An 18,629-nucleotide genomic window follows, 5' to 3' on the forward strand; every position below is an offset into this window, starting at 1 on the left:
GACCCCCGACGAGAGCGCCCAGACGGCGCCCAGCACCGGGAGCATCCGACGCCCGAAGACCACCGGTCTCGCGAAGGGCCCAGCGGCCCCCGGAGTGCCGAAGGTCGATCCGATCCTCGTGGCGGACGCCGTGCAGCGACGCTTCGGCGGCCTGACCGCCGTCGACGTCGATCATGTCGAGATCCCGCGCGGCGCGATCACCGCGTTGATCGGTCCGAACGGCGCAGGCAAGACGACGCTGTTCAACCTGCTGTGCGGGTTCGACAAGCCCAACAGCGGCACCTGGTCGTTCGACGGGGTGAGCCTCTCCGGCGTCCCCTCGTTCAAGGTGGCTCGCATGGGACAGGTGCGCACCTTCCAGCTGACCAAGTCGCTGTCGCTGCTCACCGTGCTCGAGAACATGAAGCTCGGTGCTCCAGGACAACGCGGTGAGGGGTTCTGGTCGAGCCTCTTCCCGTTCCTGTGGCGCAAGCAGGACCAGGAGATCGAGGTGAAGGCGCGCGAGCTGCTCGCCCGCTTCAAGCTCGACGCCAAGGAGAAGGACTTCGCCGCATCGCTCTCGGGCGGGCAGCGCAAGCTCCTCGAGATGGCTCGAGCGCTGATGAGCGACCCGACCCTGGTCATGCTCGACGAGCCGATGGCCGGCGTCAACCCGGCCCTCACGCAGTCGCTCCTGGACCACATCCTCGACCTCAAGGGTCTCGGGATGACCGTGCTGTTCGTCGAGCACGACATGCACATGGTCCGCCACATCGCCGACTGGGTCGTGGTCATGGCCGAGGGTCGCATCGTCGCCGAGGGCCCCCCGGAAGAGGTCATGGAAGACCCCGCGGTGGTCGACGCGTACCTCGGCGCACACCAGGATCTCGATCTCGGTGCCGTCACCGGTCGTATCCCGGTCATCGAGAACGCCGCAGCCGCCAAGCTCCGAGAGCAGATCGAAGCAGAAGCCGAGGCGGAGCTCGAAGCGACGAGCACCCTCGATCCCGACCAGAAGGGCCACGCATGAGCGCCGCCACCCCCGCAGCGTCGCCGTCTCCACTCGACGACATCGTCGTCGAGCTGAAGGACGTGCACGCCGGCTACCTCCCCGGAGTGAACATCCTGAACGGCGCGAACCTGGTCGCCCGGCAGGGAGAGCTGATCGGCATCATCGGCCCCAACGGCGCGGGGAAGTCGACACTGCTGAAGGCGATCTTCGGCATGGTCAACATCCGCAGCGGCGACGTCACCCTGAACGGCGAGAGCATCGTCGGACTGAAGGCAGACAAGCTCGTCAAGCGCGGCGTCGCCTTCGTGCCGCAGACCAACAACGTCTTCCCCTCGCTCTCGATCGAGGAGAATCTGCAGATGGGGCTCTATCAGAACCCCAAGATCTACGCGGAGCGCCTCGAGTTCGTCACCGGCATCTTCGCCGAGCTCGGCAAGCGTCTCAAGCAGCGCGCAGGCTCGCTTTCGGGTGGCGAGCGCCAGATGGTGGCGATGTCGCGGGCGCTGATGATGGACCCGTCGGTCCTTCTCCTCGACGAGCCCTCCGCCGGTCTCTCCCCCGTGCGCCAGGACGACGCGTTCATCCGCGTCTCCGACATCAACAAAGCGGGCGTGACCACGATCATGGTCGAGCAGAACGCGCGTCGCTGCCTGCAGATCTGCGACCGCGGCTACGTGCTCGATCAAGGCAAGGACGCGTACGAGGGCACCGGACGCGATCTGCTGAACGACCCGAAGGTCATCGGCCTCTACCTCGGCACACTCGGCACCGACGCAGCCTGACGCGGCTGAGACACGGAGAAGGGGCGGATGCTGCGGCATCCGCCCCTTCTCTGTGTCTGTGTCTGTGTCTGTGTACCGGCATCTGCAGGTGCGGGCTGCCGGTCACGCTCGGCAGACCTGCCGCCTCAACAGGCACCCGGACACGACGAAGGCCCCGGATGCCGGATCCGGGGCCTTCGCTCGTGATCAGTTGGTGCGGGAGATCAGGTTCTCAGCGTCGTACACGTAGGTGCCGATCGAGGCGCCCTGCGGGTCGCCGTTCTCGTCGAACGTGATCTCGCCCGAGTAACCGTCGTAGTCAGCAGTACCGCCGCCGTTGATGATCTCGGCGCAGTCGGCGAAGCTGGTGCACTTCTCTCCGTCACCACTGCCACCCGAGACCTCGGCCATCTTCGCGGCGATGTCCGCGCCCTCGGTCGAACCGGCCGCGAGCGATGCGAGCGAGACGAGCACGACGGCGTCGTAGGCCTCGGCCGCGTACGTGAAGTCGTTGACCTCGGGGTTGCCCTCGCCGGTCCAGTACTCCTGCAGACGATCGGTGAAGTCGTCCTCGAGTGCCGGGCCGGGCTTGGTGCCCTGCGCGCCCTCGAGCGAGAACGGGAAGTTCGTGTCGGGCGAAGAGCCGTAGTCCGACAGGTTTCCGTCGACGAGGTAGAACTTGTCCGGCGAGATGCCGGCGTTCACGAGCAGCGGAGCGATCGTCTTGAACTGGTCGAACGACACAATCGCGACGGCGTCGGGGTTCTGCGCCTTGATGGTCTCGACCTGTGCGTCGAACTGTCCGTCACCGACGTTGTACGACGCGTTGGCGACGACCTCGCCACCCGCGTTCTCGAACGTCGACTGGATGTTCTCGAAGAGTCCCGTGCCGTAGGCGTCGTTCTGGTAGATCACGCCGAGGGTCTTGTGTCCGTCTTCGGCGATCAGGTTGCCGAGGACCTCGCCCTGCAGCAGGTCGCTGGGAGCGGTGCGGAAATACAGACCGTTGTCGTCCCAGTCCGTGAAGTCGGGGCCGGTGTTCGAGGCCGAGATCTGGAGGATGCCTGCGCTGACGTTTCCGTCGAGGATCAGGCGGGAGACGCCGGACGCCGCGGCGCCGACGATGGCCGTGACGCCTGCGCTCTGCAGCTTGCTGATCGAGGTCTCGTAAGCCTTGGTGTCGGTGTCACCCTCGTCTTCCGCCGTCAGGTTGATCGTGACACCTGCAGCAGCGTCGTTGACCTCCTTGACTGCGAGGCCGACGCCGGATTCCATGGGCGGGCCGAGGAAGGACAGCGAACCGGTCTGCGGCAGCAGCGAGCCGAGCTCGAGTGTGAGGTCGGCCGACGCGCCGCCGCCTCCGCCGTCGGACGGCTCTTCCGAGGGCGTGCTGCTGCAGCCTGCGACGACGATCGCCGAGGCGCTCAACAGCGCGACTCCTGCGAGAATCTTGGCGCTGCGCGAGCGCGTGAATGCGGTCATGATGCTCCCTTGCGTGACTGGCCGTGGATTGTGACCACGGTCGGGTGCTCTAACACTAGGACTGAAAGGCTTCGCGTAGGGGTCGCCGATGTTTCGGTGCGTTAACGATCCGACACCGAGTTCCACAGGCGTGAACCGGGAGTTCAGACCAGCGTCGGCGGAGCGATCCGACGCCCTCGACGCGCGGCGAGCAGCAGGTCGATGACGAAGACCAGGATGGCGACCCAGACGATGATGAACCCCGCCCATCGCTCGGGCGGCATCGGCTCACCCAGCACGACCGCGCCGATGATGAACTGCATCACGGGCGTGACGAACTGGATCATGCCGATGACGGTCAGATTGATGCGACGGGTGCCGGCGGCGAACAGCAGCAGCGGCACCGCCGTCGCCACTCCCGCGAAAGCGAGCAGCACCGCATGCCAGACGCCGTGGGAGCCCATGGTGATCCCGGCGGGGGTGGTGGCGACGAGGATCAGCTGCAGCACGGCGATCGGGATCAGCCAGAACGACTCGAGTGTGAGTCCGCTGATCGCATCGACCGAGGGGCCGATCTTCTTCTTGATGAGTCCGTACACGCCGAAAGAGGCCGTGAGGGAGAGGGCGATCCACGGGAACTCGCCGTAGAAGAGGACGATCACGATCACGGCGACGGCAGCGATCCCGATCGCGACCCACTGGAGCCTGCGGATGCGCTCCTTGAGCACGAACACCCCGAGCAGCACGGTGGTGATCGGATTGATGAAGTATCCGAGGCTGGTCTCGACGATGTTCTCGGAGAGGGTGCCGATGAGGAACACCTGCCAGTTGACGTAGATCAGGACACCCGCCAGAGCCGTCCATCCCAGAAGTCTCGGCTGTCGGAGGATCACGCCGAACGCCGCCCAGCCACGCGTCACGGTGAGAAGGAGGAGGCAGAAGACGAGCGACAGCAGCACCCGCCATGCGACGACCTCCCACGGCCCCGTCGGCGCGAGAAGAAGGAAGTAGAGCGGCAGCACGCCCCAGAGCAGGTACGCACCTCCTGCGTACGCGACCCCCGCAGTCTGGGTGGCTCGGGTCGCGGCGTTCGTCGGGGTCACCGCACAACCCTATGCCCGCCGCTGAACGGCATCGCGCCGACAGCGGTCGTCGACCGGACGTTGGCAGGAATCGGTGCACCATTGGCGCGTCCTCCGCTGTTCAGCGGCGCGGACGTCTGAGGAGGACGGCCACGAGGAGCGCGGTCGAGAGCGCCATCGTCGTGTTGAGTCCGATCGCCGCACGCAGCCCGGTGAGAAGGCCGGCACCCGCGATTGCGGCGACCACAGCCGCCATCACCGGTGTACCCAGTGCGATGCCCACCTGCTGACTCATCGTGACGAGACCGGTCGCCAGGCCCTGCTCTTCAGCGGGAACCGATCCCGTCGCCGTCACGACGTAGCCGACGATCGCGACGAGATTCGCCACGCCGCCGACGAACGTCAGAAGCAGGAGCGGAACCGCCCAGGCATGCTCATCGGATGCGAAGGCGAGCGGCAGGGTCGCGGCGGCTTGCACGATCAACCCGACGACGATCGCGCGCGACGATCCGACCCTTCCGATGACGCGGGGCGCGAGAAGGCCACCGATCACCGTGCCGAGACCGAGCACTCCGAGCATCAGACCGGCAGCGATCGGGGTGTACCCGAGGATCTCCTGCAGATAGATGGTCAGCAGGAAGACGAGCGATGTCTCGGTCGCGAAGGCGAGGAGACCGGCGAGATTGCCCCAGGCGATTTCCCTTCTCCTCAGCAGCGAAGGTGCGATGAGCGGTTCGATCGCTCGCTTCTCGGCGAGCGCGAACACCACGAAGAACGCCGCGGAGACCCCGAGCGGCATCCACGTGCCCGGTTCGCCCCAGCCGACGCGCCCCGCGGAGTCGATGCCGAAGACGAGTGCCACCAGGGCGGCTGTCACGGTGATGGCGCCGACCACATCGAGCCGAGCCCGTGCGACACGACGCGGCTCGTGAAGGACGAAGGCCCCGACGAGCAGGGCTGCAGCGGCCACCGCGACGTTGATGAAGAACGCCCAGCGCCACGACACGCCTCCGGTGAGCAGCCCGCCGAGCACCGCTCCCGACGTGAACCCCGCCGCCATGAGCGCACCGTTGAGCCCGAGCGCCCGCGAACGTGCCCGCCCCTCGGGGAACATCGTGGTCATCAGCGCGAGAGCCGCCGGAGTGACCATCCCGGTCGCGACGCCCTGACCGACACGGGCGGCGAGCAGAACACCCGGTGTGGTGGCGAGTCCGCCGACGACCGACGCCGCACCGAGCAGCACGAGCCCGGCGAGGAACAGCCGCTTCCGCCCGAGAACGTCGGCCACCCGCCCGAAGAACAGGGTGAACGACGCCGCGCAGACGGCGAAGGCAGTCACGATCCACTGCAGCGATGCGGTGTCGAAGCCGAGTTCCCGGCCGATCGGAGGCAGCGCGACGGTGAGGATCGAGAAGTCGACGGCGAGAGTGAAGTTCGCCGTCAGCAGGACGCCCATGGCGAGCGCCTGCGCCGGGGCGAAGCGATCGGTCGCCTGCGGCGCCGTGGCGGGAAGAGTCGAGTCGGTATGAGTCACGCTCCTCAGACTCCGCGCCGCGGCACGGGGCAGCCAGTCCCCTCTCCTGACTAGCACCGACAGGGACAGGCTGCGCCCGCGGCTGTCGGGGAGAATGGCACCATGGATCCGCACACCGCGCTCGCCAGGTCGATCGCCTCAGAACGGCCGGTGACCGAGCTGGGCGAGTTCCTGCGCTCCCGGCGGGATCGCGTCACCCCGGACGACGTCGGGGTGTCCAGCTTCGGTCGGCGCAGGGTTCCGGGCCTGCGCCGAGAGGAACTCGCACGGCTCGCAGGGGTCTCAGTGACCTACCTGACCCGCCTCGAGCAGGGCCAGTCGCAGAATGCCTCCGAGGCGGTCGTCGACAGTCTGGCCCGTGCGCTCCACCTCGACCCCGACGAGCATGCGCATCTCCGAGCGCCCGCGCGGCCGAGATCCGCTGCTCCCCGCCGCCCCCGACGACCGGAGCAGCCGCGCCGGGGCGCCTCCCAGCTGCTGCACGCGATGGGCGTACCGGCCGTGCTGCTCGGTCGTTTTAACGACATCCTCGACTGGAACAGCGCCGGCCACCTTCTGATGGCGGGCCACGTCGACGTCGACGCGCCGTCTCGGCCCGCAGACCGCCCCAACCACCTCCGGATGCTGTTCCTCGATCCGCACACGCGGGATCTGTACGCCGACTGGCAGGAAGAGGCGGCGCTGGCCGTGGCATCGCTGCGGTACGTCGCCGCGCGATTCGTCGACGACCGACAGCTCGCCGGACTCATCGGCGAACTGAGCCTGAGCAGCCCGGATTTCGCGAAGCTCTGGGCGGGACACATGGTCAGGCTCTGCACCAGCGGCGACAAGCGCTTCCGCCACCCCGTCGTCGGGGACCTCACCCTCCGCTACGAGGTCCTGCACCTGCCCGAAGGCGATGGCCAGCGCATCCTCGCGTACAGCGCGGCGCCCGGCAGCGCTGCCGCTGCAGCCATCGCCCTGCTTGAACCGCGCTGAGTCTCGACCCCGGTCGCCGAATACGGTCCGGACATGCAGGAAGGCCCGGATGCGTGATGCATCCGGGCCTTCCGAAGACGTTGTCTCAGCGGACGACGACTGCGAGCACGTCGCGAGCCGACAGGACGAGGTACTCGTCTGCGCCGAACTTCACCTCGGTGCCGCCGTACTTGCTGTAGAGCACACGGTCGCCCACGGCGACGTCGAGCGGAACGCGGTTGCCGTTGTCATCGATGCGGCCGGGGCCCACGGCCACGACCTCGCCCTCCTGGGGCTTCTCCTTGGCGGTGTCGGGGATGACCAGGCCACTCGCGGTGGTCTGCTCTGCCTCGACCTGCTTGATGACGATGCGATCCTCGAGCGGCTTGATGGAAACCGACACGGTCTACCTCTTCTTTCTTGACGCTGACAGGAAGACTTTTCGCACTCTCAACCCGAGAGTGCTAATTCAGTCTAGGCGCTCAGCTGGCACTCACGCAATGCGAGTGCCAATGGGCCGCACGGACCGCCGCCTAAGCTGGAGCCGTGGAGATCTCCGAGCTGCGCGCCCTGCTCACCCCCGAAGGCCTGAAGGCTCTGGACGACCTCGGTCCAGTCGACGAGGTCGCCGATGTCGCTCGGATCGTGTCTCGGCTGCGCGCCGCCGGGCACTCCCCCGAACTGGTCTCTGCTGTGGTGGGGCAGGCGCGTCTCCGCACCAAGGCGAAGGGCAAGTTCGGCGACTTCGCATCGCGGATGCTGTTCACCCGCGCCGGGCTCGAGCAGGCCACCCGACTGGGCGTCGCCGCGCGGCATGCCCAGCGACTGCGCCGAGCCGGAATCACTCGGGTGGCCGATCTCGGATGCGGTATCGGCGGGGACTCGCTCGCCTTCGCCGGCGCCGGAATCGATGTCGTCGCCGTCGACGCCGACGAGGTGACCGCTGCGATCGCCGCCTACAACCTCGCACCCTTCGGCGACAGCGCGGTGGTGACGCACGGGACCGCCGAGAACCACGTGCCGGTCGACAGCGACGAGACTCAGGCGATCTGGATGGACCCCGCCCGCCGCACCGCGGGTCACAGCGAGACGCGGCGCGTATCGACCGACGACTACTCCCCGCCGCTGGACTGGGCCTTCGACGTGGCCTCCCGCACCTCGACCGGCATCAAGCTCGGCCCCGGTCACGATCGGGAGGCGCTCCCCAGCGACGCGGAGGCGCAGTGGGTGAGTGCGGACGGCAGCGTCGTCGAGCTCGTGCTGTGGACGAGGGCGCTCGCTCGCGACGGCATCCGCCGGTCCGCCCTCGTGATCCGCGGCGAGCGCTCGCACGAGCTCACCGCGGGAGCGGATGCCGAAGACGCGCCCGTACGTGAGCTCGGCTCCTTCCTGCATGAGCCGGACGGCGCGGTGATCCGGGCGCGCCTGATCGGCGACGTCGCGCGCAGTCTCGACGCGGGGATGCTCGACGAGCGCATCGCGTATCTCACCTCCGATGCCGCACTCACGAGTCCGTTCGTGCAGTCGTTCCGGGTGCGCGAGACGACGCCCGCCAATCCGAAGGCGATCAGCGCCGTGCTCAAGGCGAACGACGTCGGTTCGCTCGAGATCAAGAAGCGCGGCATGGACATCGACCCCGCGGCCTTCCGCAAGAAGCTGACACTGCGGGGCGATCAGGCGGCGACGCTGATCCTCACCCGTGTGGGCGATCAGCGCCGCGCGATCCTCGCCGATCGGGTGCCCGCGCCCGAGTAGCGTCCGCCCGAGCGACCCTAGCCGTCGGAGTCGTCGGACGGGAGGTCGACCTGGATCGGGTCCTGCTTCTCGCCGCCGAGCTCGAGCGTCTCCCCCGGCCCGACCGTCTGCTCCGCGGCGACTGCTGCGGTGTCGCCGGAGACGACGAGGTACGGCGTGCCGTTCAGTGTGTAAGCGAGGCGCACGCTCCATTCCGCAGCGACGGTCCCCGTCTCGTCGACGGTGACTCCTCGGGTTTCGATGCCGTCGCCGGAGAACTGCTCGTCACCCGACACGAGGCATTCGACGCTCTCGACGGCGTCGACGATCAGACAGTCGCGGATGTCATCGTCATCGAGGCGCTGTGCACGCCAGACGGGGGCATCGCGGAAGTAGCCGACGATTGAGAACGAGTACTCCTCGAAGCCCTCCTCGATCAGCTGCTCGGCCCGTTCCCTCTCCTCACCCTGGAACTGGGCCAGCCAGGAGTCCTGATCCGATTGCCAGCGTTGGATGATGGCGACGACCTCTCCGTTCATCGCCCGTGCCGCCGACGCCCAGACCTGCTCGGGGGGTTCGCTCTCCTCGTCCGAGACGGTGACGCTGGCGCTGATACCGATGCCGTTTCCGTTGTCGAGATCGGCGGCCGGCTGGCACTGATCCGCCGACCTTTCGGCGGTGTCGAGCGTGATGCAGATCGTCTCGCCGTCATCCTTCGTCGCGTACCAGACGAGGGCCCCCTCATCCTGTCCGATCGCCCGCAGACTGCCGGCGTCGAACTCGCCCTCCTCCTGCAGCTCAGCGCGCCTCTGCTGCTGTTCGGAGGTCAGCGCCACGGCGCCACCGGTGTGCCCGAAAAGAGCCCATCCGACACCGAGACCGATCACGAGCATGGCCGCGGATGCGGCCGCGGCCGCCTTCCAGTGCTGTCGGATCGCCGCGCGAAGCCCCGTCTCCTCGAGTGGTCGTCCGGGAGATCCCTCATCCGCGGGAATCGCACTCGATATGTTCGAGGCGGGTGCTTCGGCATGCGAAAGCACCGAGCCATCCGTCGGATGCACCACGTCGACCGGGTTCACACCCGGAACCACCGGGGCCGCGACCGCAGTTCGGGCGACTTCGGCAGGCTCTACGCGCTGGGATTCGAGTTCGAGCAGCCTCGCCGCGTCGGCCTCGGCCAGACCGCCGCCACGGCCATACGCTTTGGCCTGCAGCGCGCGCAGTTCGGCAGACTCACTCTCCTGCAGCATCGTCGCTCTCCCAGCCCCTCGTCACGGTGAGGTACTGCTGACCGTAGCCGAACTGGTACTCATAGCGGGTCGTCTCGCCGTCGTCTACGACGTCGAGCACGAGCGTCCGGTCCGCATCCGCGAGCATCAGGCTGTCGTCGCACACCATCGGAGGGTCGGGCATGGACCCGTCATAGACGAGACAGTAGCGCTGGGTGGACGTGTCGATCCCGGTCCAGATCGGCACCTCGTCGTCATAGCCGACGACCAGGATCGTGCGGCGATCCAATCCGGTCCGCTCGGCGAGCGATGTCGCTGCCTCGGCCTCGGCCTCGCTGGCGAACATCGACGTGGACTGCGACGACGTGATGAAACTGCGGGTGATGACCGCGGGCTCGCCGCTCTGCGTGAGGAACATCTGCGCCTGGATGTCATAGGTCTGCGCAGAGCTCACGGGCTTCGCGAGCGTGGCATTCACGCCCTGGATCGTCGCCTGCTCCCGCGTGGTGCACGCAGGAGCCGTGGCGTCTTCATGACCGAGCACGAGACACACGTCGGCGCCCTCGTTCTTCGTCGCGAACCAGATCACGACGCCCTCTTCCTGGGTCATGGCGCGCACCGAGCCCCGGTCGAAGTCGCCCGACGCGACGATCGCGCTCTGCCACTCCTGTTGCTGTGCGGTGAGATGCATCGGTGCAGGACCACGGTCGGCGAAGATCAGCCAACCCAGCACGAGGCCGACGACAGCGAAAGCCGCACTGATCACGACGACAGGCCAGTGTCGTCGCAGCGCGGATTCGCCGTGCGCCGCGCCGGTCGCGCCGACCTCCCCAGACGCCGCAGGCCCGCCTCCCTCGGCGACGATCGACGTCGAGGTCTCGAGCTGCGGGGGTGTCGTCGCGTGCGATTCCGGTCGCGTCGGCGCGGGGCGCTCCGCTCCACGCGCCCTCCCGGCCTCCAGCTCCCGCAGCCGCGCGGCCTCCGCCTCGTTCAAAGCACCGGCACGACCGTAGGCCCGGGCCTGGAGGGCCCGCAGCTCGACGGATTCGTCCGCGTCGAGCATCCGCTATCCGAGTCTTTCGAACTGCATGCCGGCCCACACGAGCCAGCCGAGACTGTAGACGGTCGCACACAGGCCGAGAACGAGCGCCCATCGTGCGATGGCCCGGCTCTCGACCGGTCGTCGCAGCGACATGATCGAGGCGATCACGGCGACGACGGCGATCGGGATGCCCCAGCCGACGAAGAACGACGAGACCAGAGCGACGATGGCCGCCATCAGAGCCCAGGGTGCGAGACGGGTGTCATCGACGGCAGTCGCTCCGGTCGAGGGGGCCCAGTCGTCGTCTCGCCCGACACCGTCGGCCACTGGTCCGCTGACGACCACCGGTTCGACTCCGACCGGCCCCGTCGGCAGCCTCGTGTAACCCTCGCGGCGCGACCCCGGTATCCGCGCGGAACCCGCCGGATGCTCGACCTCGTCGCTCGGGCGCTCGATCCTGGTCGGAGGCAGTACGGCATCAGGCCCTGGTTCTGCACCCACCGGATCGGGCGTGCGCGGCACGTCGCTCATCACATCACCGCGACGCGCTCGTCGACCTGGATCTCGGTGACCGGAAGGGTGGAATCTGCTCCGAAGGCGAGCGTCGACGGGCGCCGACCCGACGAGATCAGCTCCGCGGCGAGAGCCGCGATCATGGCGCCGTTGTCGGTGCAGAGCGACAGGGGCGGAATCCGCACCGTGACTCCGGCGGCCTCGGCCCTGGCGAGGGCGACTTCGCGCAGACGTCGGTTGGCGATGACTCCGCCACCGAGCAGCAGGCGCGGCACACCGAGGTCGGCGCATGCGGCGAGCGCCTTCGTCACGAGCACGTCGACGACGGCCTCGCGGAAGCTGGCGGCCACGTCGGCGACCGGCACGGGCACGCCGTCGGCCTCGCAGCGCTCGACCCAGCGCGCGACCGCCGTCTTGAGTCCCGAGAACGAGAAGTCGTAGCGATGCTTCGCCAGGTCGGACGCCCGAGACAGCCCGCGCGGGAACCGGATCGCGTCTGGGTCTCCGTCGAGCGCCGCCCGGTCGATCTCGGGGCCGCCGGGGTACGGCAATGACAGGAGACGGGCGACCTTGTCGAACGCCTCCCCCGCGGCATCGTCCATGGTCTCGCCCAGCATCTCGACGTCGGTCGTCAGGTCGCGCACATGCAGCAGCGACGTGTGGCCGCCCGAGACGAGCAGGGCGATCGTCGGGTACTCGAGGGGCTCGGAGTCGGGGGTCAGGATGTCGGCGGCGATGTGGCCCACCAGGTGGTTGACGGCATACAGCGGCTTGTCGAGCGACACTGCCAGGCCCTTCGCGGCGCCCACACCGACCATCAGGGCTCCCGCGAGGCCAGGCCCGCTGGTCACGGCGACTGCGTCGAGGTCTTCCAGGCGCACACCGGCCTCCGCCAACGCGGCGTCGATGGACGGCTGCAGGGCCTCGAGGTGGGCTCGGGCGGCGACCTCGGGAACGACGCCGCCGTAGCGGGCGTGCTCGTCCATGCTCGACGCGATCGTGTTGGACAGCAGCGTGCGCCCGCGGACGATGCCGATCCCCGTCTCGTCGCAGCTCGTCTCGATGCCCAGCACCAGCGGCTCGGTCATGCGGTCGCCTCCTTCGCGGCATCCGGGGCGGACTCGTCTCGATGGTCGGAACGCGGATGCTGCAGCGCGAGGCGCATCACGACCGCGTCGATGTCGTCGGGCTGGTAGTAACGGGGGCGGCGGCCGATCTCCTCGAACCCCTCTGACCGGTAGAGCCCCTCAGCGCTCGGGTTGTCGGCGCGCACCTCGAGGAACACCTCGCGTGCGCCGCGTTCGACGGCTGCCTCGAGAAGCGCCCGAAGCAGCGCGCGACCGCGACCGGCGCCGCGGTGCTCTACATCGAAGGCGATCGTCTGGATGTCGGCATCGAGCGATCCCTGCAGGGCGCGGACTCCGCCGTAGCCGATGATCGATCCTTCGTGCTCGTCGACGAGATAGCGACCGTGCGGACTCGCGAGCTCCAGCGCCATCGCCTCCGAGCTCCAGGCGTCGGTGGGGAAGGACCGATGCTCTATCGCCATGATGGCCTCGAGGTCGTCGGGAGTCGCTTCGCGGAGAGTCACGAGCCCACCTTCTTCGGCGCTCCGGGCACGGTGACATCGGGCTGCCGCAAATACAAGGGCTCGGCTCCGGTGAGCGTTCGGCCCACGGCCAGCGATCGCGCGCCCACACGGGCGAGGTCGACGGCGGAAAGCGTCTCGACGTCGATGCGGCGGATGCCGTCGAGGTGCTCGTCGGCGTCGACCCTGGCGACCAGCACGGTGTCGGCGACCATGTTCGGGATGCCGTCGGCATCCGTCCCGTCGAAGACGGTGATGGCGACCTCTCGCCGGCGAGCATCCGTCACGATCGCGAACGGGCCGGTGACGGCGTCGTGCTCGATCGCGGTGAGCGCTGCGGCGAAATGGCTGGGGACGGGGATCACGGGGATCGCCCTGCCCATCGCGAAGGTGCGGGCCGTCGCGATGCCGATGCGGAGTCCGGTGAAGGGGCCGGGGCCCATGCCGGCGACGACGTGGCTGATCGACCCGGTGCCGACCGCGTCGAGAGCTCGCACGAGCAGTTCGCCGATGACCTCCGCGTGACCGAGCGGGTCGGCGGCCGAGGCGTCGGACAGACGTGTGCCGTCGTCGTCGATGAGGGCGACGGCGGTGCCCAGGGAGGTGTCGACGGCGAGGATCACCTCTCCAGGGTAGTCGCCGTTCAGCCGGTGATCGCTGAGCGCCCGCCGCGCGTGATCGTCACGTGCCGCGGGGCGTCGGCGTCGAGCTCAGACGGGTCGAGATCGTCGTCGCCGCCCACGGGACGCTCCAGCTCGATGTCCCACCAGGTCTCGGCGAGATCCTCAGCCATTCCGCGCCCCCACTCGATCACGACCACTGATCGCGAGAGGTCGAGGTCGAGGTCGTCGAGTTCTGCGCCGGAGCCGAGACGGTAGGCGTCGACGTGCACGAGCGGCGCACGTCCGACGAGCGAGGGGTGCGTGCGGGCGATCACGAACGTGGGGCTCTGCACGGGGCCTCGCACACCGAGCCCCTCCGCGAGCCCTCGCGTGAACGTCGTCTTCCCCGCGCCGAGGGGACCGGTCAGGATCAGCAGATCCCCGGGTTCGAGCTGTTCGCCGATGCGGAGCCCGAGCTGCTCCATTGCCTCCGACGTCTCGATCTCGAGGCGTCCGAGGAGGGCCGGATCGATGCTCATGCCGACCGCCGGGGCACGCGCGGGCCGATGCGCGTGACGATCTCGTAGTCGATGGTCGACGCGGCGTTGGCCCACTCCGCCGCCGAGGGAACACCGAGAGTCGGGTCGCCGAACAGCACGACCTCGTCACCGATCGACACCGGGGCGTCCCCGACGTCGACCACGAACTGGTCCATGGCGATGCGGCCGACGTTGGTGTAACGGCGACCGGCGATCGACACGGGCAGGCGTCCGGACGCGTGCCGAGGCACCCCGTCGGCGTAGCCCAGCGGCACGAGCACCAGAGTCGTGTCGCGCGGTGCGCGGTGGTCGTATCCGTACGACACTCCTGCCCCGGCGGGCACCCTGCGGACGGCGGCGATCGCACCCCGCAACGTCATCGCGGGGCGAAGCCCCAGCTCTGCCGAGGAACGGTCGTCGAAGGGAGAGAGGCCGTAGATGCCGATGCCGATGCGTACGGCATCCAGTCGCATCTCGGGCAGGTCGATCGCGGCCGCCGTCGCGGCGATGTGGCGGATCTCGGGGTGGATGCCGAACGACGCCGCGACAGCGACCGCCTCCTCGAACTTCGCCAGAGCCTCACGGTCGTCCTGCGGCGACGTGTTGGAGAGGTGGCTGAAGAGCCCGATGATCCGCAGCCGTCCGATGCGCTCGAGACGCGCGGCCTCGGCGAGCACGCGCCGCCAGTCGGCCGGCGCGATGCCGTTGCGCGAGAGCCCCGTCTCGAACTTGAGGTGCACTCCGACCGGGCGATCGACCGAGGCGACGGCACCGGCCGCCTCGAGCTGGTCGAACGACGAGATGCCGACCTCGATGTCGTGCGCTGCCGCCTGGTCGAACCGTTCACCTGGCGCGTGCAGCCACGCGACGATCGGAGCGGTGATGCCCTGTCGGCGGAGTTCGAGAGCCTCGGGGATCTCGGCGACGCCCAGGCGGGTAGCGCCGCCGGCGAGGGCCGCGACGGCTGCGGCCGCGGCGCCGTGGCCGTAGGCGTTCGCCTTGACCACGGCGATGACCTGCACGCCGGTGAGACGGCGGAAGTGGCGGACGTTGTCGCTGATGGCATCCAGCTCGATGCGGGCCTCGCGGAACGGAACGGTCACAGGGGCTCTCCTTCGGCGACGACGAACGCGGCGGCGAGCCCAGCGTCGTGGGTGAGGGTCAGATGCAGTCGGGTGATCCCGCGCTCCGCGACGACGTCGGCGGTCGACCCGGACAGCACGAAATGCGGGCGACCCGAGGCCTCTGAGGCGATCTCGATCTCGATCCAGTGCACCCCGTCAGAACCGCCGAGGGTCTTGATCAGGGCTTCCTTCGCGGCGTATCTGGCCGCAAGCGACGGCAGCCGAAGCCCCCGCTCCCCCGGCGCGAACAGCCGCTCCCGCAGCCGCGGCGTGCGCTCCATCGTGCGCTCGAACCGCGGGATGTCCACGAGGTCGATGCCGGTCCCGATGATCACCCGTTCAGCCTAGTCGCGGCATCCGTCGGCTTCGGCCTCTGGCCCCGGCCCGTCCCCCGCGCCGCCCTCGCCCGACTCCCCCGTCCCACTGCTCTCCTCGGCAGCCCCCCACCCCTGATGGCTGACGTGTCCCGATGGGCAGCCTCTGGGAACACGAATGCATGCTCGGATCACATATGCATGCTCAGTTCCATCCGTTCGACCTGCATCTGTCGTACAGGCATGCATTTGTGCATATGACTCCGCCTGCACGCCCGGCGTGACATCGGCGATCCTCCACAGCGTGCGGGTATCCGTGATCCGGCGGCACCGCCGACAGCGGATGCTCGGAGGATGATCGACCCGGCAGACCTCCTCCACACCGTCGGCGGTATCGCGCGTGGAAGGCAGCTGCAGCAGTTCGGATCCTCCCGACCTCAGCTCGCGATTGCCGCGCACGCAGGCTCGATCCACCGGGTACGTCAGGGGGTCTACGCTCTGCCGGCGACGGATCCGAAGATCATCGCCGCCGCCGCGCACGGTGGAGCGCTCACCTGTGGGGATGCGCTCCGCGCGCACGGCGTTTGGGTGCTGCCGAGGGTCGATGCGATCGTGCATGTGTGGCTGGGCGGCTCGGGTCGCAGACATCCGCACACCCCGTGCGAATGCATCCCTCATCACTCCCCCGGCACTGCCGGTCTCGGGCTGGCTCCGGTCGCAGCTGCTCTGATCCACGCGTACAGATGCCTAGATCAGGAGGCGTTTTTCGCAGCGTACGAGTCCGCGTGGAACCAGCGCCTGCTCTCGGCGCACGATCACGAGAGGATCCGGCGCGAGTTGCCGAAGTCGGCCCATTGGCTATTGGATCTCGCACGACCCGATGCCGAGAGCGGACTCGAATCGACCCTTCGCCTGAGACTGCATCAGCTCGGGATACACCTCGACTGCCAGGTGGTCATCGGTGGCGTCGGTCGAGTGGACTTCGTCGCCGAGCGGCGCGTGATCATCGAAGTCGACGGCAGGCTGAACCACGACGGCCCCGAGATGCGGCACAAGGATCTGACGAGGGACGCCGCGGCATCGCGTCTGGGATTCGAGACGCTCCGATTCGACTACGCCATGATCATGCACGACTGGGATGCCGTCGCTCACGCCGTGCTCTCGGCTGTCGCTCGGGCGCGGCGATGATCGTTCCGCACAAACGCATGCTCAAAAAACAGATGCATGCCCAGATTGCTCATCTGAGCATGCATCCGTGATTCTGACCTGCAAGCGCAGGGCCGCCGAGGCCTACTCGACGGTGACGGACTTCGCGAGGTTGCGCGGCTGGTCGACGTCGAGGCCCTTGGCCGTGGCGAGCGCCATGGCGAAGATCTGCAACGGGACGACGGCGAGCAGCGGCTCGAACATCGCTCCGGCGAGCGGAATGCGGATGACCTCGTCTGCGAAGGGCAGGACCGCCGCGTCGCCCTCTTCGGCCACCACGATCACGCGAGCGCCACGCGCGCGGATCTCCTGGATGTTCGAGACGACCTTGGAGTGGACCACGGCCGAGTGGCGGGGAGACGGCACCAGCACGAAGACCGGCTGCCCGGGCTCGATCAGGGCGATCGGACCGTGCTTGAGCTCGCCCGCAGCGAATCCCTCTGCGTGGATGTAGGAGATCTCCTTGAGCTTGAGCGCGCCCTCCAGGGCGATCGGGAAGCCCACGTGGCGGCCGAGGAACAGCACCGAGCGGGTGTCGGCCATCCAGCCGGCGAGCTGCGTGACGTGCTCCTGCTCGCTCGAGAGGACCTTCGCGATCTTCTCGGGAAGGGCCGTGAGCTCGGCGACGTCGACCGACGCATCCTGGACGGATCCGCGCACGCGCCCCATGTGCAGGCCCAGCAGCAGCAGGGCGGTGATCTGCGCCGAGAACGCCTTGGTCGATGCGACCGCGACCTCGGGACCGGCGTGCGTGTAGACCACAGCGTCGGACTCGCGCGGGATCGTGGCGCCCTGGGTGTTGCAGATCGAGAGGGTGCGCGCGCCGCGCTCGCTCGCGTACTTCACGGCCATCAGGGTGTCCATGGTCTCACCGGACTGGCTGATCGAGACGACGAGCGTGTCGTCCCCGATCACCGGGTCGCGGTAGCGGAACTCATGGGCGAGCTCGACATCGACGGGGATGCGGGCCCACTGCTCGATCGCGTACTTGCCGACGAGCGCCGAGTACGCGGCGGTGCCGCAGGCGGTGATGATGATGCGGTTGATGCCGAGGAACAGGTCGTCGAGTCCGTCGAGCTCGGGGATGACGACCTGGTCGCCCTGGATGCGACCGCGGATGGTGTTGGCGACCGCCTCGGGCTGCTCGGAGACCTCCTTGGCCATGAAGCTCGACCATCCGCCCTTCTCGGCGGCGGCGGCGTCCCACGACACGTCGAACGGCTCGGCCTCGACCGGCGTGCCGGCGAAGTCGGTGACGGTCACGGCATCCGGGGTGATCGAGACGATCTGATCCTGTCCGATGGCGAGCGCCTTGCGGGTGTGCTCGATGAACGCGGCGACGTCGGAGCCGAGGAAGTTCTCGCCCTCTCCCAGGCCGATCACCAGCGGCGAGTTGCGTCGTGCGCCGACGACGAGTCCCGGGTGGTCCTGGTGCATCGCGAGCAGGGTGAACGCGCCCTCGAGGCGGTTGACCACCGCACGGAAAGCGCCCTGCAGGTCGCCGCCGTTGTTGCGGTACTCACGACCGAGCAGCGCGGCCGCGACCTCGGTGTCGGTCTCGCTGCGGAACGCCACGCCGTCTGCGAGCAGCTCGTCGCGCAGCGAGGCGAAGTTCTCGATGATGCCGTTGTGGATCACGGCGAGCTTGTCGTCATCGGCGAGATGCGGGTGCGCGTTCTCGTCGGTGGGGCCACCGTGGGTGGCCCAGCGGGTGTGCCCGATGCCCGTGTTGCCGTCGGCGAGGGCGGCATCCTTCAGCGAGTCGCGCAGCATCGCGAGCTTCCCCGCCTTCTTGCGCATGCCCAGCGAGCCCTCGCCGTCGATGACCGCGACGCCTGCCGAGTCATAGCCGCGGTACTCGAGACGGGCGAGCCCTGCGAGCAGGATGTCCTGGCTGGGCCGCGGGCCCACGTATCCGACGATTCCACACATGTCGTCAAGAGTAAGGCGGG

19 protein-coding genes are annotated in these 18,629 nt (G+C 68.5%); 5 read left to right on the forward strand and 14 right to left on the reverse strand.

All coding sequences use genetic code 11. The annotated features are described in order from the left end of the window. The first annotated feature begins 43 nt into the window (after positions 1-43). Complete coding sequence (locus tag ACIP5T_RS07170; RefSeq protein WP_400864665.1) at positions 44-1,009, forward strand: ABC transporter ATP-binding protein; 966 nt, start codon at positions 44-46, stop codon at positions 1,007-1,009. After that, positions 1,006-1,773 (forward strand): ABC transporter ATP-binding protein, encoded by a 768-nt coding sequence (locus ACIP5T_RS07175; protein ID WP_400861865.1) that lies wholly within the window; start codon positions 1,006-1,008, stop codon positions 1,771-1,773. Before ACIP5T_RS07170 ends, ACIP5T_RS07175 begins: the two co-directional genes overlap by 4 nt. Before the next feature lie 186 nt (positions 1,774-1,959). Here the strand turns inward: ACIP5T_RS07175 and ACIP5T_RS07180 are convergent, their stop codons facing one another. The 3 genes from ACIP5T_RS07180 to ACIP5T_RS07190 all read right to left on the reverse strand — a co-directional run bounded on the left by ACIP5T_RS07180 (position 1,960) and on the right by ACIP5T_RS07190 (position 5,829). Continuing rightward, the gene (locus tag ACIP5T_RS07180; protein WP_400861867.1) at positions 1,960-3,234 is read right to left on the reverse strand and encodes an ABC transporter substrate-binding protein; all 1,275 of its coding nucleotides are present in this window, start codon (positions 3,232-3,234) and stop codon (positions 1,960-1,962) included. A gap of 143 nt (positions 3,235-3,377) precedes the next feature. Further along, positions 3,378-4,316: an EamA family transporter RarD gene (gene rarD / locus ACIP5T_RS07185; RefSeq protein WP_400861868.1), complete on the reverse strand. Its 939-nt coding sequence runs from the start codon at positions 4,314-4,316 to the stop codon at positions 3,378-3,380. A 100-nt stretch (positions 4,317-4,416) separates the two neighbouring features. After that, a complete protein-coding gene (locus tag ACIP5T_RS07190; protein WP_400861869.1) occupies positions 4,417-5,829 on the reverse strand; it encodes an MFS transporter in 1,413 nt (470 codons plus the stop codon). A gap of 102 nt (positions 5,830-5,931) precedes the next feature. Here ACIP5T_RS07190 and ACIP5T_RS07195 point away from each other — a divergent pair, with 102 nt between their 5' ends. Then, positions 5,932-6,807 carry a helix-turn-helix transcriptional regulator gene (locus ACIP5T_RS07195; RefSeq protein WP_400861872.1) on the forward strand — a complete coding sequence of 292 codons (876 nt, stop codon included), beginning with the start codon at positions 5,932-5,934 and terminating at the stop codon, positions 6,805-6,807. 85 nt (positions 6,808-6,892) lie between these two features. Here ACIP5T_RS07195 and groES read toward each other — a convergent pair whose 3' ends face one another. Beyond that, on the reverse strand, positions 6,893-7,189 hold the full coding sequence (groES, locus tag ACIP5T_RS07200) for a co-chaperone GroES (protein WP_039394204.1): 297 nt from the start codon (positions 7,187-7,189) through the stop codon (positions 6,893-6,895). A 143-nt stretch (positions 7,190-7,332) separates the two neighbouring features. Here groES and ACIP5T_RS07205 point away from each other — a divergent pair, with 143 nt between their 5' ends. After that, positions 7,333-8,541 carry an SAM-dependent methyltransferase gene (locus ACIP5T_RS07205; protein ID WP_400861874.1) on the forward strand — a complete coding sequence of 403 codons (1,209 nt, stop codon included), beginning with the start codon at positions 7,333-7,335 and terminating at the stop codon, positions 8,539-8,541. Between the two features lie 17 nt (positions 8,542-8,558). Here the strand turns inward: ACIP5T_RS07205 and ACIP5T_RS07210 are convergent, their stop codons facing one another. The 9 genes from ACIP5T_RS07210 to ACIP5T_RS07250 are packed head-to-tail and all read right to left on the reverse strand — an operon-like array spanning position 8,559 to position 15,492. Continuing rightward, positions 8,559-9,770, reverse strand: coding sequence for a hypothetical protein (locus ACIP5T_RS07210; protein ID WP_400861877.1), 1,212 nt, complete (start codon positions 9,768-9,770; stop codon positions 8,559-8,561). Beyond that, the gene (locus ACIP5T_RS07215) at positions 9,754-10,812 is read right to left on the reverse strand and encodes a hypothetical protein (protein WP_400861878.1); all 1,059 of its coding nucleotides are present in this window, start codon (positions 10,810-10,812) and stop codon (positions 9,754-9,756) included. Before ACIP5T_RS07215 ends, ACIP5T_RS07210 begins: the two co-directional genes overlap by 17 nt. 3 nt (positions 10,813-10,815) lie before the next feature. Further along, positions 10,816-11,322, reverse strand: a complete 507-nt coding sequence (locus tag ACIP5T_RS07220; protein WP_400861880.1) for a hypothetical protein — start codon at positions 11,320-11,322, stop codon at positions 10,816-10,818. Next, on the reverse strand, positions 11,322-12,392 hold the full coding sequence (gene tsaD, locus ACIP5T_RS07225) for a tRNA (adenosine(37)-N6)-threonylcarbamoyltransferase complex transferase subunit TsaD (RefSeq protein ID WP_400861881.1): 1,071 nt from the start codon (positions 12,390-12,392) through the stop codon (positions 11,322-11,324). Before tsaD ends, ACIP5T_RS07220 begins: the two co-directional genes overlap by 1 nt. Next, complete coding sequence (rimI, locus tag ACIP5T_RS07230; protein ID WP_400861883.1) at positions 12,389-12,895, reverse strand: ribosomal protein S18-alanine N-acetyltransferase; 507 nt, start codon at positions 12,893-12,895, stop codon at positions 12,389-12,391. The genes tsaD and rimI overlap by 4 nt, the downstream gene beginning before the upstream one ends. Continuing rightward, a complete protein-coding gene (gene tsaB / locus ACIP5T_RS07235) occupies positions 12,892-13,515 on the reverse strand; it encodes a tRNA (adenosine(37)-N6)-threonylcarbamoyltransferase complex dimerization subunit type 1 TsaB (protein WP_400861885.1) in 624 nt (207 codons plus the stop codon). Before tsaB ends, rimI begins: the two co-directional genes overlap by 4 nt. Before the next feature lie 20 nt (positions 13,516-13,535). Beyond that, positions 13,536-14,033 (reverse strand): tRNA (adenosine(37)-N6)-threonylcarbamoyltransferase complex ATPase subunit type 1 TsaE, encoded by a 498-nt coding sequence (gene tsaE / locus ACIP5T_RS07240; RefSeq protein WP_400861887.1) that lies wholly within the window; start codon positions 14,031-14,033, stop codon positions 13,536-13,538. Further along, entirely contained in the window at positions 14,030-15,136 is a 1,107-nt protein-coding gene (gene alr / locus ACIP5T_RS07245) for an alanine racemase (RefSeq protein ID WP_400861889.1), read from the reverse strand. Before alr ends, tsaE begins: the two co-directional genes overlap by 4 nt. Continuing rightward, on the reverse strand, positions 15,133-15,492 hold the full coding sequence (locus ACIP5T_RS07250; RefSeq protein WP_053098944.1) for a holo-ACP synthase: 360 nt from the start codon (positions 15,490-15,492) through the stop codon (positions 15,133-15,135). Before ACIP5T_RS07250 ends, alr begins: the two co-directional genes overlap by 4 nt. 333 nt (positions 15,493-15,825) lie before the next feature. On the opposite strand from ACIP5T_RS07250, the gene ACIP5T_RS07255 reads away from it, so the two are divergent. Next, positions 15,826-16,659 carry a DUF559 domain-containing protein gene (locus ACIP5T_RS07255; RefSeq protein WP_400861892.1) on the forward strand — a complete coding sequence of 278 codons (834 nt, stop codon included), beginning with the start codon at positions 15,826-15,828 and terminating at the stop codon, positions 16,657-16,659. A gap of 102 nt (positions 16,660-16,761) precedes the next feature. Here the strand turns inward: ACIP5T_RS07255 and glmS are convergent, their stop codons facing one another. Then, positions 16,762-18,609, reverse strand: coding sequence for a glutamine--fructose-6-phosphate transaminase (isomerizing) (glmS, locus tag ACIP5T_RS07260; RefSeq protein WP_400861894.1), 1,848 nt, complete (start codon positions 18,607-18,609; stop codon positions 16,762-16,764). Positions 18,610-18,629 lie beyond the last annotated feature (20 nt).

The sequence above is a fragment of the Microbacterium sp. NPDC088619 genome, from assembly GCF_044752825.1.
Lineage (GTDB): Bacteria > Actinomycetota > Actinomycetes > Actinomycetales > Microbacteriaceae > Microbacterium.